The following is a 26,302-nucleotide window of genomic DNA, read 5'->3' as shown; positions in this document are numbered from 1 at the left end:
CGCGCGTAGGTTCGGATCCTCGGCAGCTCCGGAGGGACGCTGGCCGATTCAGTCGCGCGCGAACTCCAGCAATTCGCCGAGCGAATCCACGATCCGTCGAGCCGTCTCGTGGTCGCCGTCGAGGCCGTAGATGTCGGTGACCATGGCCATGTCGACCTCGATGCCGACGTAGCCCTCGATCGGCGGCAGGTCGCCCGCGAACGCCTGCACCGGAAAGTACTTGTCCCAGTACGGATCCGTCTGCAGATCCTGCGGCGTCAATCTCTTCCGCAGGAAATCGCGGGTCGCCAGGGCACGGACGATCCGCGGGTCTGCGCTGCCGAGGGCAGCGATCGGGCGGACGGCGAACTCGCAGCGCGAATGGCCCTCGGTCTGCTCGAGATCGCCGTTCTCGTGGACCCGCAGCCAGATGTGCCCGCAGCGGGCGTCGTGGGACGAGCGCAGGCGCAGCGCCAGGGGGCTGCCCTGGCGCGAGGTCGCGGCGAGTCGGTGAAAGGGCGGCGGAAACACCGGAGGATGCGCGCGACGGGACCACGTCGTCGTCGTCACGCGCGGGCCCGACGGGACTTCGAGGGCGCCCTGGTCGCGTTCGGCCCCACGCCCGACGCGCGCTGGATCGTGGTGAGTCTTGAGATTGTCGAGAACGAAGAGATGGCGACGCGCCTCGAGCGCCTGCGCGGCCGCCTCGGCGGTGCGCGACATCCCGCGCTCGCGCGCCTGCCGCAGCACGACCAAGAGGTCGGCGGCCGGAGCGGGTGACGCGGCGATCATGTCGACGAGCGCCGCCCAGAAGCGCATCCAGAGGGGCTCGGGGTCGTCGCCCTCTCCAGCGCGCTCGGCGATCCCGCCGAGCGCTCGCACCCACTCGGGCGTGGTGCTGGTGGCCCAGCCGGCGACCGTCGCGGCCTCGTCGAGCGCCGCGGCGCGCGGATCGTGCAGCGAGACGTGGCGAAACGCGCCGCTTCCGCCGAACAGCGGCCCGCGCTCGCGCAGCGCCGGCTCGAGCACCGCGAGCGCCTCCTGGACACGTCCGGCGCGGAGGAGGGCCGCGCCCCGCTGTCGCGTTGCGACCATGCTGCGCGCTCGATCGCCGAGCTGCTGCGCGAGCGCTTCGGCCTCGTCCGCGGTCGCCAGCGCCTCGTCAATTTCACCGTCCTCGAGGGCCCGGCGCACCAGCAGGACGAGCGCGTCGATGTGCAGGCGGCTCCCGGGCTGGGCGCGCCAGAGGTCGCCGGCGAGCGCGCGCGCCCCGAGGAGCGCGTCGTCGCTGGTATCGCGCAACGCCGACTCGTAGCGCGCGCGCAGCACCGAATCGTCGCCTGCCGGAGGAACCGTCGCTGACACGCGCGACCGTGCGGGCCCCAGCGGCGCCCTCGGACGCTCGCCGGCGAGTTCCCACAAAGCGGCGAGACGCCGCCCCGCGTATGCGTCCTCCCAGGCGATCCTGGCGGCGCGCGCGATCCACCCGCCGTCCGCGGAGCGCTCGACGAGCTCGGGGGTCAGCGCCGCGAAGAAGAGGGTGACCGCGTCCATGTGCGGGATCCCGCTGTCGTCGTCCAGGTACGGATCGTCGTGCTCGCTGTTGACCAGCAGCTGATCGATCTTGCGGACGAGTGCGCGGTGCTCGGTCTCGAGGAGGTCCTGCGGCGCCGCGAGCTCTTGCAGCCGGCGGAGGCGATTCGCCTGGTTCAAGACGCGGCGGTACTGGTCGTGGAGCTTGCGCGGAGAGAGCCAGCCCTCGTCGTCGCGTCGCAGGGCCTCCTCCTGGTCCTTCGCCCGAAGCCCGGGGGCGATGACCGGGAGCGACCACCACACGAGCTGTCGCGGTCGCCAGCCCTGAATCGTCCGTCCGTCCGCCTCGGCGCGCTCGACTCGCGCGACCAGGCCGTCCGGATCGGCGATCGAGAGGTCGATGAGCTCGTCGTCGGACGAGCCCAGGAGCGCGGTGAGGAGCGGGCGAGCCGGCCGCGGGACCACCGGCGAAGGCAGCGCGACATGGCCGGCGCGGCCCAGGTCCTCGCCGAAGATCGAGGCGCAGAGCAGGCCGGCAGGGCGCGGCGCGCCGGTCCGATAATCGATCGTCTCCGGCACCATCACCTGGCCCGAAGACCAGGACGGCGAGCGCTCCGCGGCCGCGGCCTCGGGGCCCAGCACGAGCGCGCCGTCGTCGACGACGATGCCGAGCCCGAGCAAGCGAGCGACGGCCCGCAGACGCAGGAACAGGAGCGCTGACGGGGGATCGACGGAGGCGATCGCGTTCACGGCCATGGCCTCCGTTGTGCGCGAACGGGCGAGGCCCGTCAACACGGGCGCTCGCCGAGTCGACGCCGCGCGGCCTCCGGACGTCCAGGCGCTGCTGCGGGTCGGCGATCCGATCGGCCTGTCCGTGGAGCCAGGCGGCCCGCCTCCCCTCCCCGCCGACCGCGTTCGTCCGAAGGGCAAGGGAAGGGTCGAGGGACAGCTCCGCGCACGACAGGCCCGGCCGTCCGGCGCAGGGCGGAGCGTGAGACCCCGAGCGCGCTTCCGTGTTCATGTCGCCCGGCCCGGCGTCCAGCGGCACACGGATGGCACAGTCGAGGTCGTACGTGTCGCAGGGGTCGGCTCCCCCTCAGAAGCCCGGCCGCCACACGGCGCGCGGTTCGTTGCTGATCGCCCGCGCGGCCAGCATGCCCGAGGTGGTCGCGGCCTCGACGCAGCCGCAGTTCAGATCGGTGCGGGTCCAGTCGCCGCACAACAGCAGGCCCTTGACCCCCGACTCGGCCTGCCCGAGGCGCAGCGCGGTCGAGCCCGGCTGGCTCAGCACGTAGAGGTTCGAGGGCTCGACGTCGGCGATCAAATGCTGCCACTCGAGCCGCGCCGGGCCGGTGATCGATTCGCCCTCGACCACGAGGTCGTCGAGGAAGCCGGCGAAGGTGCGCGGCGCGGCGCCGCCGTCGTAGAACTTCGCGTAATTCTCGCCGAGCCACTGCGTGACCTTGGCGACCCACTGGGCCTGGATCCGCTGCGGATAATCGGGCCCGCAGTCGGACGGCAGCGGCGGCTTGCCGGCCACCGAGGCGCCGGTGAAGTACGACAGCAGGTGCGGCCCCGGCGGCTGCCACTCCTCGTGGGCGACGAGCGGGGTGAAATCGCCGTAGCTCGGCTCGGGCTGGGCGAAGCAGGTCAGAAGGCCGCGCTGCGCCCCGGCGATCAGCGCCCCGGCGTTCGGCTTCAGCCACAGCTGGAACGACATCGTCTGCGTCAGCGCGATGCCGTCGATCATCCGCTTCCACACCGGGTCGGCGTCGGGCCGCGACGGCTGCGTCAGCGGCGACTCGATCAGCGGCAGCGCCCCGAGCGGGACGCCGAGCACGCACAGGTCGAAGTCCTGCCCGTGCTCGAGCCGGACCGGCTGGGCCTTCGTGTTCTCGCCGGCGCGCCAGCTGTCGAAGAAGTCGATGTGGTGATCGCGGTACCAGTCGCCGTCGACGAGCTGCGACCAGTCCGGGTCGAGCGGCCAGTCGTGCAGCTCGGGCGGGTTGTTGGCGAGGTCGGGGACGACGAGCGGTTGATAGTTGCCCGGGCCGCCCTTGACCTCGGCCTGTCGTTGCAATTGCACGCCCACGAGCCGGCGGTGCTCGCCGGCGCCGGCGAGCTCGAGGCCGGTGACGGTGTGGAAGAAGTTGACCTGGGCGCCGAGCCGCTTCAGCGCCAGGTAGTACGGCGTCATCATCGTCTGCGCGCAGCTGTACTCGAAGCGGTAGGCCGGCGCGCCGCGGTAGCCGAGGCTCTCGAGCAGGAACCACCGCGTCGCCACGCCGGCGGCCAGGTTGGCCGGGCGCACGTCGGTGTCGAGCAGCTTGCACGCGTCCTTGCTCGGGTCGGCGTTCTGATGGGAGAACAGGGTCTCGTAGACCTGGTCGATGACCTCCCACGACTCGCCGGCGGGCTCGTGCAGGCCGTTGGCCTTGAGCCACGCGCGGAAGTCCCAGCCGTCGAGCTCGGACAGGCTCGAGACCGGGTTCTTGAGCAGGCCGAAGAAGATCGTCAGCATCGTGTCGGCGCCGGTCCACAAGAACCACAAGTACGTCGACAGCGAGGTGTCGGCCTGCACCCGCGCGGCGAGGCTGTCGCGCACCTTCTCGACCTCGCCGGCGAAGCACCCGTCGATGCCGCCGAACCCGGTCTTGTAGACATCCTCCGCGGCGTCGACGACGAGCCCGACGATCGCGCTGCGCAGCCGCTGCAGCACCGAGGCATGCGCGTCCATCCCGTCGGCCAGGCCGGGGTGCGCGTCGGCCATCGCCTTGAAGTGATCGAGCACGCGCCGCGCCAGCGCCTCGACGGCCATCAGCAGCGCGTGCCCGCCGGTCGCCGACGCCGTCGACGATGGCATCGGCGCCGCGGCCGACAGGCTCGGGAGCGGGCAGTACGACCATTCACCGTTGTGACGGACCATCAGCCCGTTGTACTTCTCCGGGTAGAACGCGTGCTGGTACAGCGCCTCGCCGATCTCCGGCGTGGCAAAACCGTCGTGATAGGCGTCCTGCACCGCGGTGAAGGCGTTGTGATAGAAGCCGAGGAACGCGTGCAGGCCGTGCTCCTCGACCCGCCAGGCCTTGGCCGGGTTGCGCCACGACTGGCACTTGCCGCCGAGGCGATAGCCGGTGGTGTAGAGCGAGACCTCGTAGCGATCGGTCTGGCGCGCCAGGTACAGCGCGGTCGCGCAGGCCGACGGCCCGCCGCCGAGCACCGCGACCTTGAGCTTGCGCGTGGCCGGCGGGCGCGGATAGTCGGCGTGGGCGCACGAGCCCGGCAGCGAGATGGCCTGCGGGCAGCGGATCCGGAACGCGCCGAGCTCGGCGTCGACCAGGCTCGGCACGCGGTAGGTGCCCGGCGGGATGCCCGGCGGCGTCAGCCCGCCGTGGATGGTGATCGTCGCCGCGAGCGGCTGGATCGTCGCGCCCGGCTGATCGGCCTCGAGGATGTTGTTGGCGGCCAGGAACGGCCCGGGGATCGGCGAGTTGAACGCGTTGGGATCGACGATGTGCAGCGCCTGCGAGATCGTCGGCTGCTCGAACAACTGGCGGACGATGAGGAAGTTCCTGACGTCGGCCGACGACTGCGGCCCCACCCCGGGGAGCTCGGTGAACTCGCCCGTGACCGCCGGCGCGCCTGCCCCCTTGGGGGTGACGGTGAATTGCACCGTCGGGGAGCCGTCGCCGACGACGTTGATCGTCCCCATCTGCTTCTCCCACCCGTACATGTGCACGCCGAGCTCCATCGGCACCGCCTCGTTGAGGTACAGCCGCGGCATGTAGACGAACGGCCCGGGATAGGCGGCCTTCGGATCTTTGATCTGCACCCACGGCACGCCGATCAGCAATTCCTCGTAGTCCATGGTGCCGAACCACGCGCGGAAGATCTCGTGCGAGAAGAACAGATAGACCGGGTGATACTCGGCCGGCACGACCGGCTGCGGCGCCAGCTCGAGCCCCGCGGGCAACAATCGCCGCACCGTCGCGGCCGGCAATACGAGCACCGCGACGCGCGCGTCGAGGTCGCCCTTGGCCTCGTATCCGGCGGCCTTCGGCCCCGCGCTGCCGGCCGGGTGATTGAACAGCGACGCCAGCTCGCCGGTGAGGGCGGCCGCACGCGCGTGGGCGCCGGCGCCGCCCGGGTTACGAGAAAGCGCAATTGCGATTTCACGCGCTCGCGAGAGGTCCTTCATCGCACTCCTCCAGATTGTCGGTGGTGGTCTACGTCTGCCGGTCGAAGCCCGGCGCGATCATGTCGGTGAACCGATCGGGGCGCAGGATGTCCTGCGCGGCGAACCAGGCGTCGGCCTGCTGCTGCTGCCCGCGCCCCTCGTCGCCGCCGAGCAGCGCGGCCAGCCGCCGGCGACTCGCCGCGAGGTCGCTGCCCATGGCCAGGCGCTCGAAGATGGCGACGGCGCGGCGCAGCTCGGAGACCGCGACGTCCTGCACGCCCTCGAGCGCGGCCGCGCTGGCGAGCGTGAGGCGGCCGTAGGCGTCCGACATCGGCAGCGGCACGCGGAAGCACTGCTTGGCGGCCGCGCGGGCGATCTTGAGCAAGGGCGCCGGGTCGCGCGACCTCGCGGCCAGGGCGAGGGCGTTGGCGGCGCGCGAGCGGTAGAACTCGGCCTTCACGAACGGCACGCGGAAGAACGGGAATTTCTCGACGATCGCCGAGTCGGCCTGGTTCTGTTGCCACGCCGCCTCGGCCTCGCCGCGGTAGCGCAGCAGCTCGGTCTGCTTCGACGCGCAATTGAAGAAGTGCGCCTCGAACCGCTTGGGCGCGTGGCGCCGGTACAGCTCGAGCTGCTCGTGGGCGGCGTCGACCTGGTCCTGCGCGAGGTAGACGTGATTGCCGAGCACCCCGCGGGCGAAGCCCTCGACGTACGGATTGGGCCGCTCCGCACATTCGCGCAGCAGGCGGAACGCGACGTCGCCGAGCTCGCCGATCCGGCCGAGGTACAGCAGGACCATCATGCGATGGGCGTCCATCTGCGCGACCTCGTCCATCACGCCGGTGCACTGCTCGCGCAGGATGGCGATGCCGCGCTCGTAGGAGGCCATGGCCGGCTCGAACCGGCACAGCATGTGGTGCGCGCCGGCGCGGTACTGGGCCAGCATGCCGCGGACGTACGGGCTCGCCTGGATCTCGGCCGAGGCCTCGAGGCTGTCGAAGATCGCGGTCGCGGCGGCGTCGGCGGCGCCGCCCTCCATCAACGCGCGCACGTAGGCCTCGTAGCCGATCGCCCGCGCGGCCCGCAGCGGGTCGCCGCTCGACAGCGCGAGCCGCAGGTGACGGGCGTGGAACAGCGCCGAGCTGATGCCGTCGCTGTAGAGGAGGCCGCGCGTCGCCGTCCAGCAGACGTCGAGGCGCTGGGCGTCGAGCTCCGACAGGCGCGGCCCGCCGGGCGGCGGCAGCACCAGCTTGCGGGTGGCGAGCAGCGCCCGCTGGCCGAGCAGCGCGACGATCGTCGAGGCGGTGCCGCGCGGCAGCGACAGGCCGACGCGCGGCAGCAGCTCCTCGAGCACCGCGCGGCCCTCGTCGTGGTGCCCCGTCGACAGGAAGTGCGCGGTCGCCAGGCGCAGCCACTCGGTCCGCTGGGCCTCGCTGGCGGAGGTGTCGTCGGCGTGCGCGGCGTCGGTGTAGACGCGCGCCGCGGCGTGCAGGCGGCCGGCGTTGGCCAGCGCCGCCGCCAGGTGCGCGCGCGTGTGCGTGGCCGTGGCGGCGTCGATGCCCCCGATCGACAGCGCGGCCCGGAACAGCTCGGCGGCCTGATCGAAGGCCAGCGCGCGCGCGGCTTCGAGGGCGGCCGCGAGGGTGAACTGCGTGGCCCGTTCGGTGTCGCCGGCCGCGCGGAAGTGGTGCGCCAGCGTGGCCGCGTCGGTCGAGCCGGTGCGCAGCAGCGCCTCGCCGATCGCCCGGTGGATCGCCGCCAGCTCGGACCCGTGCGACTCGGCGGCCTCCTGCGCCGCGGCCTCCCGCACGCGATCGTGGTAGGTCTCGAGCACGTCGTCCTGCGACGCGTCGGCGATCCGGATCAGGTGCTCGGCGCGCAGGCGGGCCAGCGTGCCGCGATCGACCGGACCGGCCGCGGCGGCGACGATGTCGACCGCGAGGTCGCGCGGCAGCCGACCGCCGGCGACCGCGAGCACCTCGACGAGCCGCTTGGCCGACAGCGGCAGGCGCTGCAGGTGCGCGCGCAGCAGGTTGTCGAGGCTGAGGCCGGCGTCGTCGAGGCCGCCGTGGGCGAGCGCGTGGCGGGCCAGCTCGCCGATGAAGAACGGGCTGCCGCCGGCCTCGCGGGCGATCCGCGTGACCACCGGATCGTCGACCGGTCCGCCGAGCAGGCGCGCCGCCAGGGCCACCGACTGCTCGTCCGACAGCGGCCCGACCAGCACGCGGCGCAGGCCGATGTGCTCGGCCGCCTCGAGGCTCTTCCACAGGTGCGCCAGCGGGGCCCGCGTCGCCTCGGTGCCCTCGCGGTGGCTGCCGAGCAGCGTGACCGGCGGCGGGTGCTTGCGCAGCAGCACCGACTCGAGCAGGAGCACGCTGTCGAGGTCGGCCCACTGCAGGTCGTCGAGCGCCAGCACCACCGGCCGGCGGGCGGCGATCCGCGTCAGCACCTCGGCCAGCGAATCGGCGGCGCGGCGGCGGATCTCGATCGGGTCGAGGCCGTCGAGCCGCGCGTCGTCGACCGCGCGGATCGCCGGCACCGTGCGCAGGATCGGGAACAGCCGGGCCAGCGCCGCGAGGTCGTCGGGGCGACTGATCGCGGTCGCGTCGGCGTCGGTGTTGCAGAGGTAGAGGCTCAGCGCGTCGATCGCCGAGTCGAGGGCCTTGAACGGGATCGACTCGCGCTCGGAGCAGCTGCCCGAGAACGCGACCACGCTGTCCTCGCGGCGGACGACGTCGAGCACGTGCTCGACCAGCGTGGTCTTGCCGAAGCCCGACGGCCCGCTGACGAACACCGCGCCGGTGCGGCCGGTCTGGACCAGCTGGTCGCGCAGCAGCCGGGCCTCGTGTTCGCGGCCCAGCAGGCCCTGGACCGTGAGCTCGATCGCCACCAGGTCGCCGCGACCGAGGCGCACCAGCACGTCGCCGGCGCTCGGCCGCGCGGCGGGCTCGCGCGCCAGCAGGTCGACGCACAATTGATCGAGGTGGGGCGGCACGCCCGGGCGCCGGCGCGACGGCGGCTCCGGCGGCTCCATCAGCTTGCGCTCGAACACCTCGACCAGCGGGCGCCCGGCGTGGCGCGACTCGCCGCCGAGGCACTCCCACAGCACCTCGCCGACGGCGTACCAGTCGGCGGGCGGGCCGGCGTCGTCGGAGCGGATGACCTGCTCCGGGGCCATGTAGAGCGGCGTGCCGAGCAGCGGCGCGTTCTCGCCGAGGCTGTCGAACGAGGCGACCCGGCTCTCGCGCACCAGCCCGAGGTCGAGCACCACCACGCGGCCGGTCGCGGTGATCATCACGTTCGACGGCTTGATGTCGCGGTGGACCAGGCCGTGGCGGTGGACGCACGACAGGCCGCACGCGAGGCCGACCAGGCCGTCCTGCAATCGTCGCAGGCCGGCCTCGTCGAGCGCGGCGTCGTCTGCGGTCTCGTCGCGCACCGCCGCGACGAAGTGGGCGCCGCGCAGCAGCTCCATCGTGAAGAAGGCCAGGCCCGGGCCGCCGCTCTCGTCGACGTGGACGAGGTCGTAGAGTGCGACGATATTCGGGTGGACCACCGCCGACAGCGCGCGGAACTCCCGCTTGAAGCGATACAGCCGCTCCGGGCTGGTGCCGCGAATGATCTTGAGCGCGACGGTGGTGCCGTCGGGCGCGCGCGCCTCGAACACCTGGCCCATGCCGCCCATCCCGAGCGGGCGCACGAGCACGTGGCGGCCGATGTTCATCGGCATCGACCGCGCCTCGAACACGCTCGAGTCCTGCGACGACGTCGAGTCGAGGTGCGGGGGCAGCCGGGCCCGCCCGGTCGAGCCGCCGCCGGTCATGCCCGCGCTGGGGCCGTCGACGGTGTCGGAGTCGACCGTGGCCGCGAAGCCGAAGTCGCCGCGCTCCGGCGCGCCTCCGGCGACCTCGCCCGCCTTGGCCCCGGGCGATCCGCCGCCGTGGACTGCCATGCGACCTATCCGTACCCCAAGGCCCCCGGGCCCGTCAACGGCCGCCCAGGGGCAAATCCCCGCTGGCGCTGGCGAACGCAGGCGTCCGCCGCCATGCCGCGCGGCTGAAGCATTTCGGGCCGCGACGACGGGCGCGATCCGCCGACCGGCGAACTCGACGACGCGCCCGCACGCCTGCCCGCGCGACTGTCCGCGCGAACCCCTGCGCGAGCGGGGCGCGCTCGATCGTGCGCGCCGCGGGCCGCGGGCCGCGGGCGCCTTCCCGACGAATCACCACAGTGCGGACGGCGGCTGCAGTCATCATTGCGCTGCTGCAATTCGCCCGAGGGCCGCCCGTACGATTTATGCGATGGTTCGCTTGACGGCGGGACACGCCCATGATACATCGTCCGCATGTTCCCTCGTCGCAGCGACCGGACCCGGAGTCCTCGATCCGTCAGCGGATTCGGGCGCTCCAGTTCGCCGTCACGCTAGCGTGAGCGCCCGCCCGGCGCTCACGCGTCAGCGGCTCGAAAGGCGGCACAGAGCTCCTCCGCGGGCGTTTCTCGCGGTCTTCGACCGTCGCTCGTGCGTCCGCGCGTGAGCGAGCGGCGAGGCCGCGCGAAGGCTCGTCCGACCCCGGCACACGTGCGATTGGCGAATCGCTCGTGAGCCGGCGTCCGCGGGGACTCGTGCGAATATGGAAGGATGGCCGAGAGGCAAGGCTCCGGGGTGCTAACCCGTGGACGGGCCTGAAAACCCGCGCGCGTTCGATCCGCGCTCCTTCCGTCGATTCCACGCCCACGAGCCGCGAACCACATTGTCCATTCGGAGCGGTCGTCCAGCGGTCGAGGACACCAGCTTGGAAAGCTGGCGGGCGCACGCCTGCGAGGGTTCGAATCCCTCCCGCTCCGCACATTTGGGAGAGAGGCCATTTGGTCTGGCAACCGGTCCCGAAAACCGTCGCGGGTAACACCGTAGCAGGTTCGATTCCTGTCTCTTCCGTCGATTGTGCCGCTCGGCCTCGCCGCCGGGCGTCCCGCTTCGCGCCACCGGACGCGTCGCCACGGCCGCGCGACCGAGCCGCCCGGCGGCGGCCTCGCAATGTCGGTCCTCGATGCTCGTGAACGTGGTCGCGGCCTCGCCGAGTGACGTCGGCCGCGCGGCGAACCGGTGTGATCACTGGCTCGCCTCGAACAGCTCCTGCACGAACGCCGGCGGCGCCGGCTCCGCCTTCCAGTCGACCTGCTTGCGCCCGCGCGTCCAGTCCCAGCGGTACAGCCACGACACCCCCGAGTTGCCGGTGAAGCGGTCGGCCTCGCGGTAGGCCGGGTCGGTCAACGCCTCGTCCAGCGTGATGAAGCGATAGCCGCGGCGCTTGTAGATGGCGACCACCTCGTCGAAGTGCGCGGCGTTGATCTCGTTGGCGTGGAGCAGCAGCACGTGGCGGATCGGCCGGCCGAACAGGGCCTCGGTCGCGCGCTCGTGAAACACCAGGGCCGCCTCCATCGAGGCCACGAACGCCTCGCCCACCCGGCGCATCGTCTCCTCGTCGCCGCGCGACTTCGCGTCGGTGTAGACGAAGTTGTAGAGCCAGTCGGAGTTGTCGACCGTCACCGGCGCGACCGTGTAACCGCGCGCGGCGAGGAAGCGGTCCACCTCCGCGCGGACCTCGAGCGACGTGCCCGTGTGCAGGTACGGGTGGCGGAACCACCGCAGCCCCAGCCCGAGCTTCGCGTTGAGCGCCCGGATGTCCGGCTCGCCGCGGACGATGTCGGCCTCGTACTCGGCCACCGGCGTCGCGTGCAGCGACGGGTGCGAGAACGTGTGGTTGCCGAGCTCGATGCCCGCCTCGGTCCAGAGCTGCAGGATCTGCAGGCGCTCCGGCTTCGCCGGCCCGTCCGCCAGCTTGGCCGCGTTGACGAACCCCAACACCGGCACCGCGCCGTCGCGGATGTGCCCGAGCAGCGCGCGCGTCATCGCCTCGGTGCGCGCGGGCTCGAGGTCGCGGCCGCCGACGATCAGGTCGTCGAACGTCACCGCCACCGCGGGCGTGTCCGCCGGCGCGTCCGTGGGTGTCGTCACCGGCGCCGGCTTCGGCGTGCATGCGATCACGAGGGTGAGCAGGACGGCGACACGGGATCCGGCAAACACGTCCGCACCATACCAGCCCGTGGCGCCGCCGGTGAGACGCCGTGCACGTCGGGCACGTGCCGTCCGCGCCATCGGCGATAAGAACAGCTCATGCAGCTTCGCCTCGCCTCGCGGGTCCTGTCGCTCTCCTCGCTCCTGTGCGCCTGCGTGGGCGACGACGACGGCGGCGGAGCCAGCGCGACCGTCACCGTCGGGATCACCACCGTCATGCCCGGCAGCGGCAACAGCACCGTGCAGGACTTGCTGCCGACCGAAGGCGACGGGGGGAGCGACGGCAGCGGCAGCACCGACGACGGCGTCGGCGGGACCACCGAGGCCGTCAAGCTCGACCTCGGCAGCTCGGCCGACTTCGGCAGCACATTCGATGCCGGCTGCGAGTACATCGACGTCCTGTTCGTCGTCGACATCTCGGCCTCGATGAACGAGGAGAAGGCCAACCTCGACGCCAACTTCCCCGGCTTCGTCAGCGTCCTCGACGCCTACATCGCCGACCCCAACACCGAGGCCGTCGGCTATCGCCTCGGCGTCACCAACTCCTCGATCGTCGCCAACAAGGACGGCAAGTCGAGCATGGGCCTCGACGGCGCCCTGTTCGACGGCAACAACCTGTTCGACGACGACTGCGAGCTCGGCGGCAAGCTGTGGATCGACGGGCCCGACCCGGCGGTCGCCTCGACCTTCAGCTGCCTCGCGCCCGACCCGAAGTCGAGCTGCAACCTCTGCACCGACCTCGGGCGCGAGCGGCCGCTCGACGCGATCGAGATGTTCTTGGCGAAGATGGCCCCCGGCGGCGTCAACGAGGGCTTTTATCGCGGCGACGCCTCGCTGCTCGTGATCGTCCTGTTGACCGACGAGGACGACGACGTGGGCAACACCACCACGACCCCGGCCGCCACCAAGGCCGCGCTCGACGAGTTCACCGGCGGCGAGCAGCGCTACGTCGTCGTCACCATCGCCGGCCCGCAGGCCGCCCCCTGCGACTCCGCCTTCGGCAGCGCCGACGCGGCCCCCACCCTGCACGCCTTCACCTCCATGGTGCCGAACGGCCTGATGGGCGACATCTGCCAGGGCGACCTGGCCCAGGCGCTCGACCAGGCGCTCACCCTGATCCAGCTGTCGTGCGACACCCTCCCGCCCCCGGTCGGCTGACGGCCAGCATGGCCTGGAGGACATGCCTGCTTGAACATGTCCTTCGGTTTCATCCCGAGAGCCGCTCGCGCGCTCCTGCCCCGCGGACCTACCCCGGCCGAAAGCGCGTCGTCGGGCGACGACCGCCGGCGGTCGCGTCCCTTCGCATCCTCCAGGGATCCACCCGACCCTGGCCCAGCCGTTTCCCGATCTCCCTGCCTGCTTCCCACGAGGTCCTCCGCTCCAGGCTCGTGGGTGCTTCGCCGGGAGATCGCCGGCCCGCCCCGTCGACGACCGCGAGCTTTCCGGCGCGCGAGCCGCAGGGCCTGCGAGCGGAGGTGCTCTTCGGGACACGATCCGCATATCCGGCCCCAAGAGACAGGTCTACCCGCCGGCCTGCGGGCCACCTCCCGCGGCCGCGCGCGCTCGCGGCCGCGCCCCGGGGTTGCCCTCGCTCGCACCTGCGCGCACGGGTGGTTCTTTCGCCTTCAGGATAGAGAGGATCCACTCACGACCGAGCGCGAGAAACCACGGGTTCGGCGCTGCCGGATCGCCGGGTCTTTCGCACAATCGCCGCATGACTTCGAAGTACAAGCGGTGGTTCGCCCTCCCCGTGGCGGTGGGGCTCGCGGGGTGCGGTGATTCCGGCAACGTCACGGCCAGCGACTCCGGGACGATGACGCAGGGCACGGTGGACCCGACCGTGAGCCCGACCGGCACCACGGCGACCACCGCGGGCACCGCGAGCGACAGCGACGGCAGCGACGGGTCGATGTCGAACGGCATGACGATGTCGACCACGGTCGCGCCGACGACGACGATCGGGCCGACGACCTCGACCACCACCGACGCGACGACCTCGACGACGGACACGACGACGACCACCACCGCGACCACCGACACGACCACCGTGCCGGGCACGGACAGCACCGGCATGACCACCGGCGGCGTGTGCCGGCCGGGCGACACCGACGGCATGGGCATGGCGGAGAAGAGCTACATCTTCATCCCCAGCCAGGACCTCGACGACGTCGCCAAGGTCAACACCCAGACCTTGATCGAGGAGGCGCGCTACAAGATCGGCCCCGGAGGCGAGAGCGCCTCGCGCACGGCCGTCAGCGCCGACGGCCGGTACGTCGTCGTCAACAACCGCCAGACCGGGCGCAGCACCATGCTCGCGGCCAACGTCGAGGACTGCGTCGACGTCAACGGCAACGGCATGATCGACACCTCGCAGAACTCCGGCGACGTGCGCCCGTGGGGCCAGGACGAGTGCATCCTGTGGCACATCCAGTGGCCGTACGGCGGCGCCTGGGACGACGGCCCGCGCGGCGTGACCTGGACGCCCGGCACCTGGGATCCGGTCCAGTGCAAGTACGTCGACCCCAAGGTGTGGATCGGCTACATGGCCCAGGACCAGAGCAGCGTGCACCTCGTGCGCGTCGCCGTCGACGGCACGGTCGAGGAGACGATCGTCGTGCCCGGCTGGAACGGCAGCGGCTTCGCGCCCTACGGCGCCGCGCTCGACCCCGACTTCAAGCCGTGGTTCTCCTCGCTCCGCGGCGAGTTCGTGCGCGTCAACACCGACCAGAACCCGATCACCGTCGACCGCTTCACCCCGCCGGGCAACGTGCAGTCGTACGGCTTCACCGTCGACCCCGACGGCGACCCGTGGTTCGGCGGCAACTGCGGCCCGATCACCCGCTTCGACCCCGACACGCAGACCTACACCGCGATCGCAGGGACCGAGGGCGGCTGCTGGCGCGGCGTCACGGCCGACGAGAACTTCACCTGGGTCGCCAACAACTCGCCCTGCGCGCTGGCCCAGGTCGACCGCGCGACCAACACCCTCGTCGCCCAGCACAACACCAACCCGTGCAGCACCGCGATCGGCCTCAGCGTCGACATCGAGAAGTTCGTGTGGCTGGTCGACCAGGGCGGCTGGGCGTGGAAGATCGACCCCGACAACGTCCCGGCGATGCAGCAGGTCATCGTGCCCGGCAGCCACTACGTGTATTCGGACATGACGGGCGGCCAGCTGAAGAGCATCCTCCCGCAGTGACGCGGCGAGGGCCGCCCGCAGCGACGCCGCGTCACTCCTCGTCGGCTTGCTCGCGCGGTCGGTCGCAGCGGTCGCGCGGCGCCGACGAGATCGAAAATTGCTGGAGTCGTCCGTCGCCGTCGAGCTTCCCGGCGACGAGCCGCAGCTCGCGGCTGCCGCAGCGGAGCTTGAACGTGGCGCTCGCCGGGCGCACGGCCTCCACCTCGCCGAGCGAGCAGCTCGCGCGCTCGGGGTTGGCGCGGGCCAGGAACTGGCGGAAGCCCTCGCGCGCGTATTGCCTGGAGAACAGGGCGGCGAACCGCTCCGGGTCCCAATTCGTCAGCAGCTCGACGCTCTGGCGGGCGGCCGCGGCGATCCGCGGATCGGCCGGCACCCCCCGCGCCGCCACGTCGATGCCGGCGAGCCCCGGCGACCGCGAGGTGGTCACCCTGATTTCGAGCGCCAGCTGGCCGCGCTCGCAGGTCGCGGCGTAGCCCGCGTGATCGGGCGCCGTCGTGCGCGTGCGGGACCAGTCGCCGCACGTGCCGACGGTCGCCCGCGCCCACGCCAGCTCCTGCTCGAGCTGCTTCAGCCCGCCGCTCCGCTCGAAGTGCAGCGACGCGAGCGGCCGGGCTCGCTCGGCGTCCCACGCCGTCACCAGCCCCGTGACCCGCTCGACGGCGGCGGCGAGCGCGGGCGACGGGACCGCCTCGCGCCGCGCCAGCGCGCCGGTATCGTCGAGCACCGCCAGCAGATCGGCCGCCAGCCGGTCGATCGGCGCGGCGGTGCGATTGGCGAGCAGGACCACGCCGACGCCGCGCTGCGGCAGCAGCCGGAGCGCCGAGCGATAGCCGTCCGTGCCGCCGGTGTGCGCGAGCACGTGCTCGAACCGGCAGTCCTGCGTCACGCTCCAGCTCAACCCCTGGGCGCCCAGCTCGACCCGCGGCTCCGTCGTCGGCGTGTGGACCTGGAAGCCCATCACGTGGCCCGCCCGGGCCATCTCGCGCAGGCTCGAGCGGCGCACCGGGCCGGTCTCGAGCCCGTCGCGCGCGGGCCAGGCGTCGAGGTGGAACGCGGCGAAGCGCGCCAGGTCGGCGGTGTCGAGGTAGAGCCCGCCGGCCCCGGCGCTGGCGCCGTGGTTCCAGTGCTCCTGGCGGACGAAGCCGACCGGCTTGCGGGTGTAGCCGGTGGCCAGGCGCGGGCCGGCGCCGGCGGGCGACCAGGCCGCGTGCTCGAGCCCCAGCGGCTGCAGCAGCGTCCGGTCGATCACCCGCGGGTACGCGTCGCCGGCCACGCCCTCGATCACCAGGCCGAGGAGCGAGAACCCGAGGTTGGAGTACGAGTGGGACGCGGCGGGATCGCTGCGCAGGCCGAACTGCTCGAGCGAGTCGACGATCTCGGCGCGGTCCGGCGGATCGTGCGGGTCGGTGTAGATGAAGTCGCCGAGGCGCGGCAAGCCGGAGGTGTGGAGCAGCAGGTCGCGGATCGTGATCCTGCGGGCGTCCGCGGTGGGATAGACCAGGCGCTCGAGCTCGGGCAGGTGGCGGCTCGCCGGATCGTCGAGGGACAGCCGGCCCTGATCGCGGAGCGCCAGGATGGCGGTCGCCGTGAACACCTTCGTGATCGAGGCGACCCGGAACACGGTGTGCTCGGTGACCGGGGCGCCGCTGTCGAGGTCGGCCACGCCCGCGCCGACGAACAGCGCGAGTTCGCCGTCGATGACGACGCCCGCGGCCAGCCCCGGCAGCTCCTCGTCGGCCGCGAACGCCTCGACCCGGCGCCGCAGCTCGGGGAAGGCGGCCGCGAGCCGCTCGCGTCGTCGCGGGTCGGCGAACACGGGCGGCGCGTCGTGGCGCACCCGCATCGCCGCCTCCGGCGCGGGCGAAGGCGCCTGCGCGGCCGCGCTCGCGGGGCTCGGCGGGGCCGTCGGCGCCGGCTTGCAGGCCGCGGCGAGCAGGGCCGTCAGCGCGAGCGCCCGGCGTGCAGCGCCTCGCGGTTCATTCATGGGAGCCATGACGTCAAGCGAGACCATTGGTAGATCCTTTCTTATCAAGCGCGGTCTCCCGCGCGGAGATTGACAGGACCCCCGTTCAAACCGTGCGTGCCGATCTCCCGCACACGGCTTACGGGTGGTCTCTCGGGCCGTCGCATTACGCGGCCTCCGGGTACTTCACGGTGCCACGCAGGCGGTGGAGACCGTGGTTGTGGAAGAAGGTGCGAGTCCAGACTTCGGCTTCACCCGCGTGAAGATGCCGGCCCTTACGCTTCACCATGAAGCTGTGGAGCCGCTGCCACACGGAGGTGTCGATTTGGTTGAACTTCGCATATGCATTCCCTGTGCGGAAGTAGTTGCCCCAGCCGCGCAGCACCGGGTCGATGTCGCGGATGATCACCCGCACATCCTTGACTCCGTTGCGGTTACGACCGGTCAGTTCCTTCACGCGCTGCCGCACCCGCGTCATGCTGCGCGCCGAGGGCCAGCGCTGGAGGAAGTACACCCTGCGGTGTTCTCTCTCCCAGATCGGCCCAGACATGCGCTTGCGCAGGTGACAGCCGAGGAAGTCGAAGCCTTGCCGTCCCCAGCGCAGCTCGACTCGCCTCGTCTTCTCGGGATGCAGCTCCAGCCGTCGCAGGATCTCGCGGACCCTGCTCTCGGCTCCCTCGCACGCCTTCCTGGTCCTGCACAGGATCACGAAGTCGTCGCAGTCGCGCACGAGCTCGCCCAGGTGGGCGTGCCGTCGTCGCCACAGCTTGTCGAGGACAGCGAGGTCGATGTTCGACAGCAGCGGCGAGATCACGCCGCCCTGGGGTGTCCCCGAGAGCATCGCCGTCACTTCGCCGTCTTCCATCACGCCGGCTTCGAGCCACTGCCGCACCAGCTCGAGGACCCTTCGATCCGAGATCCGCATCTCGACGAGCTTTATCAGTCGCTCGTGATCGATGCTGCCGAAGTAGTCGCGGATGTCGGCGTCGAGCACGTGGTTTCCACCGCGTGCTCCCAGGACGCGCAGGCGCTCGAGCGCCTGCGTCGCGCTGCGCTTCGGCCGAAAGCCGTACGAGCACGGAAGGAAGTCCGCCTCGAAGATCGGCTCCAGCACCAGCTTCGCCGCCATCTGCACCACTCGGTCCCGGACTGTCGGGATCCCCAGCGGCCGCTCCTTCCCGTCCGCCTTCGGGATGTACCGCCGCATGACCGCGCTCGGTCGGTATGTCCCCGCCTTGAGGTCGTCGGCGATCGCTTCGAGGAAGCGATCGACGCCGAGCTCTTCCACCTCGGCCAGCGTCTGGGTATCGACGCCCGCTGACCCCCTGTTCCTCTTCACCCGCTTCCACGCTTCTTCCAGGACGTCACGCCTGAAGATGCGGTCGTACAGCGCATGGAAGCGTCTACCCGGTTGCCGCTTGGCTGCGGCCCACAGTCGGCGTCGAAGTTCTCGCACTTTGTCACGCGGCCTGCGCCGCATGGGGTTGTTGGGACCTGTCCTGCAGGCCATGCCCTCGCGCTTACCTTCTTCTCCGACACGACCACCCCAGGGGCCCTTCCCTCCGACGGCGTTGTTCTGCGCCGCCATCGCCGGTACTACGACCCCCTCGGACTCCCGCTGCACAGCGCTCGACTTCGCCTTCGGCTGATACGAGCCGCCTTGCCCCGACATGGGCCGTGCAGACGGGCCTCTCCTGTTCCGCATCGCTCCTTGAACGCGTGCTGCGCCCCGTACCCCGGGAGGATCCACCGCGCTTTCTGATCCGGATGACTGCGCGGTGGACGTGGCCTTCACCGTGACATGAGCGGCTCGGCTCCTCCATTGTTTCTCTGTCGAGGCTGCAGGCTTCACTTGATGTTGCGGCCCGCGTTCTTGCTCCCTCCGTAGAGGCTCTTGACGCCCCGCTCGGGCCGCGAGGATCTCTCCTCGCACCTGGGGCCTGCTACCGGGCGCTCCGGCGCCTACCCGGGCGGGACTCTCACCCGCTGGAACGGTGCAGCATGACGCGGCCGAGCCGCCCCCTTCGGGGTCGCGCTCGTCCGCGTCGTCAGGACGCACCATGCCGGCAGGGTATCAGAGCCGCGGCCGGACGGCGCCCGAACCCGGCGCCCGGCTCGTCGTCCCGAAGCTCGTGCCGGGCAGCGGGCCCCGAGGCCGACAGGCTCACGGCCGGCGACGCCGCGGGCCGCCGCGCAGCGCGAGCGGCAGCCCTTCGTCCAAGGGCTGCCCCGGGCCTCCCGGCTCGCCGGAGTCCCGTCGCCTCGCTCCCGCATGGACATGTCTTCAAGAACATGCTTTGAAGGACATGCTCTTCGAGACCGGACGCACCGCGACGGCGACTGCGCTCATGGACATGTCTCATCGGACATATCATCTAGAACATGATCAATAGGACATGTTTCCCGCTCAGGCCGAACGCGTGCGCGTCGCGCCCCCGCGCGGCGCCACTGCCCCCCTGGACGTGCCGCGCACCTCCAGCGGGCGCTCGCTCCGGGGCCGGCCGTCCGGCGCCGCGGATCGCGGCAGGCCGTCGAGCAACTCGCGCGACGACCGTCGTCTGCTCCTGCACCCCCGGCGGGACCTGCCCGTGCCCCGGCGGCGCGGTGGAGCGAGGCGTGCGACGACTCCGGCGGGACCGGCGGTCGGCGAAGGGCGTTCCGCAGGGCCGGCTCCTCGGGCTCGCCCGCGCCGGCCCCGCTCGCGCGGGCGCGGAAGCGAGCCCGACGTCCGCCTGCCGATCGCCGGCGCGGCGAGGCACACTGAGGCCCGCATGGCCGCCGGCGACTACGAGCTCGCGGAGCAGCTGCACGACGGACGCACGTCGCAGGTGTTCCGCGGCTTCCGCCGCCGCGACGGCGCGCCGGTGATCCTCAAGGCCCTGCGGCGCGAGTACAGCGACGCCGCCGGGACCGCGCGGCTGCAGCGGGAGGCCGAGCTGCTGCGGCGCTGCGCCGGGCCGGCGGTGCCCGAGGTCTTCGGGGTCGAGCGCTGGGACGGCTGCCCCGTGCTGGTGCTGCGCGACATCGGCGGGCTCTCGCTGCACCGGTTCCGCCAGGGCCGCCGGCTCTCGCTGGTGGCCCGCCTCGACCTCGCGCTCGAGATCTGCGGCGCGCTCGCGCGGGTCCACGCCGCCGGCGTCGTCCACCGCGACCTCAAGCCGGCCAACATCGTCGTCCACGGCGACGGCGAGCGCGTGCAGCTGATCGACTTCGCCGGCGCGGCGGCCGGCGAGGGCACGCTGCAGTACATGTCGCCGGAGCAGACCGGCCGGACCGGCCGCGACGTCGACCCGCGCAGCGACTACTACGCGCTCGGCGTCACCCTCTACGAGCTGTTCACCGGCCGCCTGCCGTTCGCCAGCGACGACCCGCTCGAGCTGGTCCACGCCCACCTCGCGCGCGTGCCCGCGGCCCCGGTCGCGCTCGCACCTGACCTCGGGGACACGTTGTCGCGCGTCGTCCTGCACCTGCTCGAGAAGAGCCCCGAGGCCCGCTACCAGAGCCTCGACGGCCTGCGCCACGACCTCGCCCGCTGCCGCGACGCGTTCGCCCGCGGCGAGCTGCCGCGCTTCGACCCGGCCGCGCGCGACCGTCCGCCGGGCCTGCAGCTCCCGGCGACCCTGTTCGGCCGCGAGCGCGAGCTCGCCGAATTGCTGTCCGTTTGGACAGCCGTTCGCGCCGGCGCCCGCGCGCTCGCCCTCGTCGCCGGCCCCTCGGGCGCCGGCAAGTCGGCGCTCGTGCGGGCGCTCGCCGGGGCGGTGCGCGAGGCCGGCGGCGTGTTCGTCAGCGGCCGCTTCGAGCAGGGCGAGAAAGCCACCCCGTACGCCGGCCTGCTCGCGGCCCTCGACCAGCTGCTGCGCCGCGCCCTGGCCGAGCCCGACGAGCGCCTCGCGGCCGTGCGCGCCGCCCTCGACGCCGCCCTCGGCGACGGCGCGGCCGGCCTCGCCGACGTCCTGCCCGCCCTGGCCCTGGTGATCGGCGCCCGCCCGCGCCCGACCGCCGCCGTGCCCGCCGAGGCCGCCGGCCGCTTCCACGCCGCCGTCACCCGCCTCGTGCGCGTGTTCGCCGGCCCGCACGCCCCGCTCGTGATCGCCGTCGACGACCTGCAGTGGGCCGACCCGGCCAGCCTGCGCCTCTACGACGAGCTCGCGCGCGAGCCCAGCCTCGACCACCTGCTGCTGGTCGGCAGCTACCGCGACGACGAGCTCGCCCCCGGCCACCCGCTGCGCGGCCTCGCCGCCGACGTCCGCGTCGTCCTCGGCCCGCTCGCCGGGGCCGACGTCCAGCGGCTGATCGGCGAGACGCTCGCCTGGCCCGAAGGACAGGCTGCCGAGCTGGCCGCGGTCGTCGCCGCCAACACCGACAACAACCCGCTGTTCGTGCGCGCCTACCTGCGCTGGCTGTTCGACCAGGGCCTGCTCGTGTGGTCGCCCGAGCGCGACGGCTGGGCCTGGGACGCCGCCGCCACCGCCCGCGCCGCCCCCGGGGCCGACATCGTCGCGCTCATGACCCGCCGCCTCGCCGCCCTCGACGCCGACGTGCGCGCCGCCCTGCAGGCCGCCGCCTGCGTCGGCGCCCGCTTCGACCGCGACCGCCTGGCCGGCCTGCTCGGCTGCGACCCCGCGCGCGTCGACGCCGCGCTCGCCCAGGCCATCGACCGCGGCCTCGTCCTCGCCGTCGACGTCGGCGTCTACGAGTTCGTCCACGACCGCGTGCAGCAGGCCGCCTACGCCGGCCTGCCCGCCGGCGAGCGCCAGCGCCTCCACCTCGAGCTCGGCCGCGGCCTGCTCCGCGGCGCCGATCCGGCTGTCCTCGAGGACATGCTCTTCGAGATCGTCGGCCACCTCAACCTCGCGGCCGCCAGGATCGTCGCGCCCGCCGAGCGCCTGCGCCTGGCCGAGCTCGACCTCGCGGCCGGCCGCAAGGCCATGCGCGCCGCCGCCTTCGCCACCGCCGTCCAGCTGCTGCGCCAGGGCCTGGCCCTGCTGCCCGACCGCGCCTGGTCGGAGCACTACGACCTCGCCTTCGCCCTGGCCCGCGACTGCATGGAGTGCGAGCACTTCGCCGGCGACCCCGACGCCGCCGCCGCCCGCTTCGCCCCGCTCCTCGCCCGCGCCCGCGACGACGTCGACCGCGCCGCCGTCCACGACCTCAAGGTCGCGCTCGAGACCGACCGCGCCAGCATCCACGCCGCGCTCGCGGCCGGGCGCGCCGGCCTGGCCCTGCTCGGCGTCCACGTCCCCGCCAGCGCCTCGCGCCTGTCGATCCTGCGCGAGCTCGCGGCCGTCCGCTGGCTGCGCGGCCGCACCTCGCTGCACGACCTGGCCGCGCTGCCGGCCGTCCGCGACCCCGGGATCGCCTGCGCCTTGCGCATCCTCTGCACGATCTGCGTCTCCGCCTACCACCACCAGCCCGACCTCTCCCTGCTCTACGGCCTGCGCGCCCTGGCCCTCGCCCTGCGCCACGGCGTCATCGGCGAGTCGGCGATCGCCGTCGCCCTCTACGCCTTCGTGCACGTGCACATGTTCGGCGACGTCGCCGGCGCGCGGGCCCTGCAGGACGTCGCCTACGCGCTCGCCGACCGCTTCGCCGACCCGCGCCTCGGCCCCCAGCTCGCCAACTACTGCGGCGTCTACGTCGCCGCCTGGCTCGAGCCGACCGCCGCCACCGTCGCCCGGCTCGAGCGCGAGCTCGACCGCGCCACCCGGCTCGGCGCCACCTCGATGGCGCTCTACATCTCGGTCGGCATCATCCACGCCCGCTGGCTCGGCCTCGGCGACGTCGACCAGCTCCTCGTCAGCGCCCGCGCCCACGCCTCGATCGGCGTCGGCATGCCCGGCTTCGATCAGCGCCACTGGCACCTCCTGTTCGTGCGCCTGTGCCTGGCCCTGCGCGGCGAGACCGACGGCCCCACCTCGCTCGCCGGCCCCGACTTCGACGAGGACGGCCTCGTCGACGAGCTCGGCCCGCACAGCCGCGCGCTCGCCTCGGTCTACCACCTCGCCAAGCTCGCGCTCCTCTACCACCACGGCGCCATCGATCAGGCGCTCGCGCTGTCGAAGCGGCTGCGCTGGGCCCGCGCCGAGGGCACCCTCCTGCTGATCGACCAGATCACCCTCCCGCTGCTCGTGCTCACCGCCCGCGGCCAGCCGCTCGCGCCCCAGGCCCGGCGGCGCGCCCGGGGCTGGCTCGGCCACCTGCGCCGCTGGGCCGCGCTGTGCCCCGACAACATCGAGGGCCGGCTCTTCCTCGTCGAGGCCGAGCTGGCCCGCTGCCGCGGCGACCACGACCAGGCGGCCCTGCTCTACCCGCGCGCCGTCGAGGCCGCCCGTCGCGCCGGTCACCTGCGGATCGAGGCCCTCGCGCTCGAGCGGGCCGGTCGGCACGCCGCCGACCGCGAGTCACATGTCCTCTCGCACATGTACCTCGGGGCAGCCGTCGCCGCCTACGACCGCTGGGGCGCGCCGGCCCTTTCGGCCCGGCTGCGCGCCGAGTTCCCCGGGCTCGCCGCGCCCGCGCCCGTCGCCGTCCCCGTCGCCGCGCCGGGCCCCATCCCCGCGCCGACGAGCTCCGGCGCCGAGGCGATCGACGTCGCCGCCCTCTTGCGCAGCACCCGGGCGATCACCGGCGAGCTCGTGCTCGACAAGTTGCTGCGCGCGCTGGTCCGCACCGTGCTCGAGGTCGCCGGCGCCCGCCGCTGCTTCGTCCTCCTGGCCGGCGACGGCGGCCTGCAGATCGCCGCGGCCGCCGACGTCGCGCGCGAGCGGCTCGACGTCTTGCAATCTCGGGCCATGTCCGAAGAGCCAGGTATCCCGCAGTCATTGGTCCACTTCGTCGCCCGCACCCGCCGCGACGTCGTCCTCGGCGACGCCGCCGTCGACCACGACTTCGCCGGCGACCCCGCGCTGGTCGGCGTGCGCTCGGTCCTGTGCGCGCCGATCCTCGGCCACGGCGAGCTGCTCGGCGTCCTCTACCTCGACAACGACCTGGCCCCGCACACCTTCGGCAGCGGCCGGCTCGCGCTGCTGCGCCACCTCGCCGCCCAGATCGCCACCTCGATCGACAACGCCCGCCTCTACGAGGACCTCGCCCGCGCCCGCGACGCCGCCGTGCGCGCCGACCGGCTCAAGACCCGCTTCCTGCTCAACATGAGCCACGAGCTGCGGACCCCGCTCAACGCCGTGCTCGGCTACGCCGAGCTGATCCGCGAGTCGGCCGCCGAGGGCGACCTGGCGGCGATCGACGGCGACACGGAGAAGATCCGCCGCGCCGCCGCGCGCCTGGTCCGCACCCTCACCAACATCCTCGAGCTCTCGCGGGTCGAGGCCGACGTCGTCCGCCCCGCGCGCGTCGCCGTCGACGTCGCCGCGCTGGTGGGCGAGGCGGTGGCCGCTTGCGAGGCCGAGGCGCGGGCGCGCGGCGACGCGCTCGCGGTCGAGCTCGACCCGGCCCCCTTCGTGTGCCTGACCGATCCCGGCATGCTCGCCCACTGCATCTCCACTCTGGTCGACAACGCGGTCCGCTTCACCGACCGCGGCCGCGTCGACATCCGCCTCGCGGCCGTCGCCCGCGGCGACGACCCGTGGCTCGAGCTGCGGGTCGCCGACACCGGCGTCGGCATCGCCGCGGCCGACCTCTCGCGCCTGTTCGTCGCCTTTCAGCCGCTCGACGACGCGCCCACGCGGGCCCAGGAGGGCAGCGGCGTCAGCCTCGCGCTGGCCGACCGGTTCGCCCGACTCCTGGGCGGCGACATCGACGTCGTCAGCGCCCCCGGCCGCGGCTCGACCTTCGTCCTGCGACTCCCCGCGCCGCGCGAGTGATGCCCGCCCACGCCCTGCCCCCGGCTCGACCTTCGTCCTGCGACTCCCGGCGCCGCGCGAGTGATGCCCGCGCCCACGCCCTGCCACCCCGGCCCCGGCATCCCGGCGCTCGACAACCCGAGGCGCCTCCGGCATCCTCGGCCGGCATGGTCTCGCGCGGTCGTCTGCGGCCTCCGGACGGCGCCGGCGGCCGGCCCCGCGAACACGCGCGGCCGCGCGCCTGGGCGCTCGTCGGCCTCCTCGCCGCGACCGGCCTCGGCTGTCGACCCGAGCAGCCGGTGCCCGACCAGCCTGTCCCTGCGAACATCCCCGCGTCGAACCTCACCGTCTACAAGTTCGCCCGCGTCATCACCGCCCCGCACCAGGTCGTCGAGGGCGGCGCCGTGGTCGTCGACGGCAAGCGCTTCCACAGCGTGCTCGCGGCCGGCGAGCCGCTGCCGGCCGGGGCCCGAATCGTCGATCGCGGCCGCTACACCGCGATCCCCGGCCTCATCGACGCCCACACCCACATCACCTTCTGCTGGGACCCGGCGTGGGGTTACCGGGCGCCGACCGACCCGTTCCAGATCGCCCAGTCGAAGGCCCAGCTCGAGCCGCTGGTCGAGGCCAACGGGCGGACCCTGCTGTCGCTCGGCGTCACCACGATCCGCGACCTCGGCTCCGACAACCAGCTCGACCTCGAGACCGCCGCGCGGATCGAGGCCGGCGAGCTGGTCGGCCCCCGGATCTTCGGCGCCGGCGACGGCGTGTGGTCGTCGCGGCTCGCGCCCAAGGAGTCGACCCGGCCCGGCCAGGCCGACGGCCCCGAGCAGGTCGCCGCCACCGTGCGGCGCGAGATCGAGGCCGGCGTCAAGGTCGTCAAGCTGTGGGCCACGACCGGCAGCGACGACGACCTCAGCGGCGAGCGCACCTACTCGTACGAAGAGATCAAGGCCGCCGTCGACATCGCCCACGCCCACGGGATCCCCGTCGCCGTCCACGACACGCTCGGCACCGTCACCGACGACATCGTCCGCGCCGGCGCCGACAGCGTCGAGCACCCGCGCAAGCTGTCCCCCGACACGCTCGCCGCCATGCGCGAGCGCGGCGTCGTCTACGTGCCGACCATCCATCACAACCGCTACTACCGCGACAACATCGACCGCTTCGGCTTCTCGCCCGACAAGCGCGCCGCCTTCGACGCCTTCATCGCCGACAACATCGCCACCGCCAAGGCCGCCCGCGCGGCCGGGGTCACCATCGTCATGGGCTCCGACGCCGTCTACACCGGCTTCGGCGAGAGCACCCGCGAGCTCGACGTGTTCGTCCACGACGTCGGCATGACGCCGATGGAGGCCCTCGCGACCGCCACCACCGACGCCGCCAAGCTGCTGCGCGCCGACGACCGGATCGGCGCGATCCGCCCCCACTACCTCGCCGACTTCGTGGTGATCGACGGCGACCTGTCGCAGATCGAGCACATCCACAACGTGGTCGAGGTGGTCAAGGAAGGCGCCGTGGTGTTCCAGGCCGCGGCGGCCGGCAACTAGCCCCGCGAGCGCGCCGCGGGCCTGGA

The 26,302-nt window shown here is 73.0% G+C and carries 10 protein-coding genes and 3 tRNA genes; 7 read left to right on the top strand and 6 right to left on the bottom strand.

Going from position 1 to position 26,302, the window contains the following annotated elements:
* Positions 1-48: 48 nt before the first annotated feature.
* From NAEX_RS39725 to NAEX_RS39715, 3 genes are all read right to left on the bottom strand, one after another.
* Positions 49-2,268, bottom strand: a complete 2,220-nt coding sequence (locus tag NAEX_RS39725) for a hypothetical protein (RefSeq protein ID WP_096332664.1) — start codon at positions 2,266-2,268, stop codon at positions 49-51.
* Positions 2,269-2,608: 340 nt separating this feature from the next.
* Positions 2,609-5,710: an NAD(P)-binding protein gene (locus NAEX_RS39720; RefSeq protein WP_096332663.1), complete on the bottom strand. Its 3,102-nt coding sequence runs from the start codon at positions 5,708-5,710 to the stop codon at positions 2,609-2,611.
* Positions 5,711-5,738: 28 nt separating this feature from the next.
* Positions 5,739-9,641 carry a serine/threonine-protein kinase gene (locus NAEX_RS39715; RefSeq protein ID WP_096332662.1) on the bottom strand — a complete coding sequence of 1,301 codons (3,903 nt, stop codon included), beginning with the start codon at positions 9,639-9,641 and terminating at the stop codon, positions 5,739-5,741.
* A gap of 681 nt (positions 9,642-10,322) precedes the next feature.
* Here NAEX_RS39715 and NAEX_RS51485 point away from each other — a divergent pair.
* From NAEX_RS51485 to NAEX_RS51480, 3 genes are all read left to right on the top strand, one after another.
* Positions 10,323-10,409: transfer RNA gene (locus NAEX_RS51485), tRNA-Ser, on the top strand.
* Between the two features lie 41 nt (positions 10,410-10,450).
* Positions 10,451-10,534, top strand: a tRNA-Ser gene (locus tag NAEX_RS39710).
* Between the two features lie 7 nt (positions 10,535-10,541).
* Positions 10,542-10,625, top strand: a tRNA-Ser gene (locus NAEX_RS51480).
* Positions 10,626-10,799: 174 nt separating this feature from the next.
* Here NAEX_RS51480 and NAEX_RS51475 read toward each other — a convergent pair.
* The gene (locus tag NAEX_RS51475; RefSeq protein ID WP_170136400.1) at positions 10,800-11,774 is read right to left on the bottom strand and encodes a polysaccharide deacetylase family protein; all 975 of its coding nucleotides are present in this window, start codon (positions 11,772-11,774) and stop codon (positions 10,800-10,802) included.
* A 90-nt stretch (positions 11,775-11,864) separates the two neighbouring features.
* Between NAEX_RS51475 and NAEX_RS51470 the strand changes: the two genes are divergently transcribed.
* On the top strand, positions 11,865-12,923 hold the full coding sequence (locus NAEX_RS51470; protein WP_100793027.1) for a hypothetical protein: 1,059 nt from the start codon (positions 11,865-11,867) through the stop codon (positions 12,921-12,923).
* Positions 12,924-13,479: 556 nt separating this feature from the next.
* Positions 13,480-14,964 carry an NHL repeat-containing protein gene (locus NAEX_RS39700; RefSeq protein WP_096332661.1) on the top strand — a complete coding sequence of 495 codons (1,485 nt, stop codon included), beginning with the start codon at positions 13,480-13,482 and terminating at the stop codon, positions 14,962-14,964.
* Between the two features lie 31 nt (positions 14,965-14,995).
* Here NAEX_RS39700 and NAEX_RS39695 read toward each other — a convergent pair whose 3' ends face one another.
* A complete protein-coding gene (locus tag NAEX_RS39695; protein ID WP_170136399.1) occupies positions 14,996-16,948 on the bottom strand; it encodes a serine hydrolase domain-containing protein in 1,953 nt (650 codons plus the stop codon).
* A 145-nt stretch (positions 16,949-17,093) separates the two neighbouring features.
* Positions 17,094-18,515, bottom strand: a complete 1,422-nt coding sequence (gene ltrA / locus NAEX_RS39690; RefSeq protein WP_211302405.1) for a group II intron reverse transcriptase/maturase — start codon at positions 18,513-18,515, stop codon at positions 17,094-17,096.
* Positions 18,516-19,698: 1,183 nt separating this feature from the next.
* On the opposite strand from ltrA, the gene NAEX_RS39685 reads away from it, so the two are divergent.
* Positions 19,699-24,747 (top strand): sensor histidine kinase, encoded by a 5,049-nt coding sequence (locus tag NAEX_RS39685; protein WP_170136398.1) that lies wholly within the window; start codon positions 19,699-19,701, stop codon positions 24,745-24,747.
* Between the two features lie 146 nt (positions 24,748-24,893).
* A complete protein-coding gene (locus NAEX_RS39680; protein WP_143141549.1) occupies positions 24,894-26,276 on the top strand; it encodes an amidohydrolase family protein in 1,383 nt (460 codons plus the stop codon).
* Positions 26,277-26,302 lie beyond the last annotated feature (26 nt).

The sequence above is a fragment of the Nannocystis exedens genome, assembly GCF_002343915.1.
GTDB classification, from domain to species: domain Bacteria; phylum Myxococcota_A; class Polyangia; order Nannocystales; family Nannocystaceae; genus Nannocystis; species Nannocystis exedens.
The sequence above is the reverse complement of the archived record's forward strand: the minus strand, read 5'-3'. Positions and strand labels throughout refer to the sequence as shown.

What these genes read in the sequence shown, in the direction of transcription:
- NAEX_RS39725 (WP_096332664.1), bottom strand. Translation starts at nt 2,268, where the DNA reads ATGGCCGTGAACGCGATCGCCTCCGTCGATCCCCCGTCAGCGCTCCTG.
- NAEX_RS39720 (WP_096332663.1), bottom strand. Translation starts at nt 5,710, where the DNA reads ATGAAGGACCTCTCGCGAGCGCGTGAAATCGCAATTGCGCTTTCTCGT.
- NAEX_RS39715 (WP_096332662.1), bottom strand. Translation starts at nt 9,641, where the DNA reads ATGGCAGTCCACGGCGGCGGATCGCCCGGGGCCAAGGCGGGCGAGGTC.
- NAEX_RS51470 (WP_100793027.1), top strand. Translation starts at nt 11,865, where the DNA reads ATGCAGCTTCGCCTCGCCTCGCGGGTCCTGTCGCTCTCCTCGCTCCTG.
- NAEX_RS39700 (WP_096332661.1), top strand. Translation starts at nt 13,480, where the DNA reads ATGACTTCGAAGTACAAGCGGTGGTTCGCCCTCCCCGTGGCGGTGGGG.
- NAEX_RS39695 (WP_170136399.1), bottom strand. Translation starts at nt 16,948, where the DNA reads ATGAATGAACCGCGAGGCGCTGCACGCCGGGCGCTCGCGCTGACGGCC.
- ltrA (WP_211302405.1), bottom strand. Translation starts at nt 18,515, where the DNA reads ATGGCGGCGCAGAACAACGCCGTCGGAGGGAAGGGCCCCTGGGGTGGT.
- NAEX_RS39685 (WP_170136398.1), top strand. Translation starts at nt 19,699, where the DNA reads ATGGCCGCCGGCGACTACGAGCTCGCGGAGCAGCTGCACGACGGACGC.
- NAEX_RS39680 (WP_143141549.1), top strand. Translation starts at nt 24,894, where the DNA reads ATGGTCTCGCGCGGTCGTCTGCGGCCTCCGGACGGCGCCGGCGGCCGG.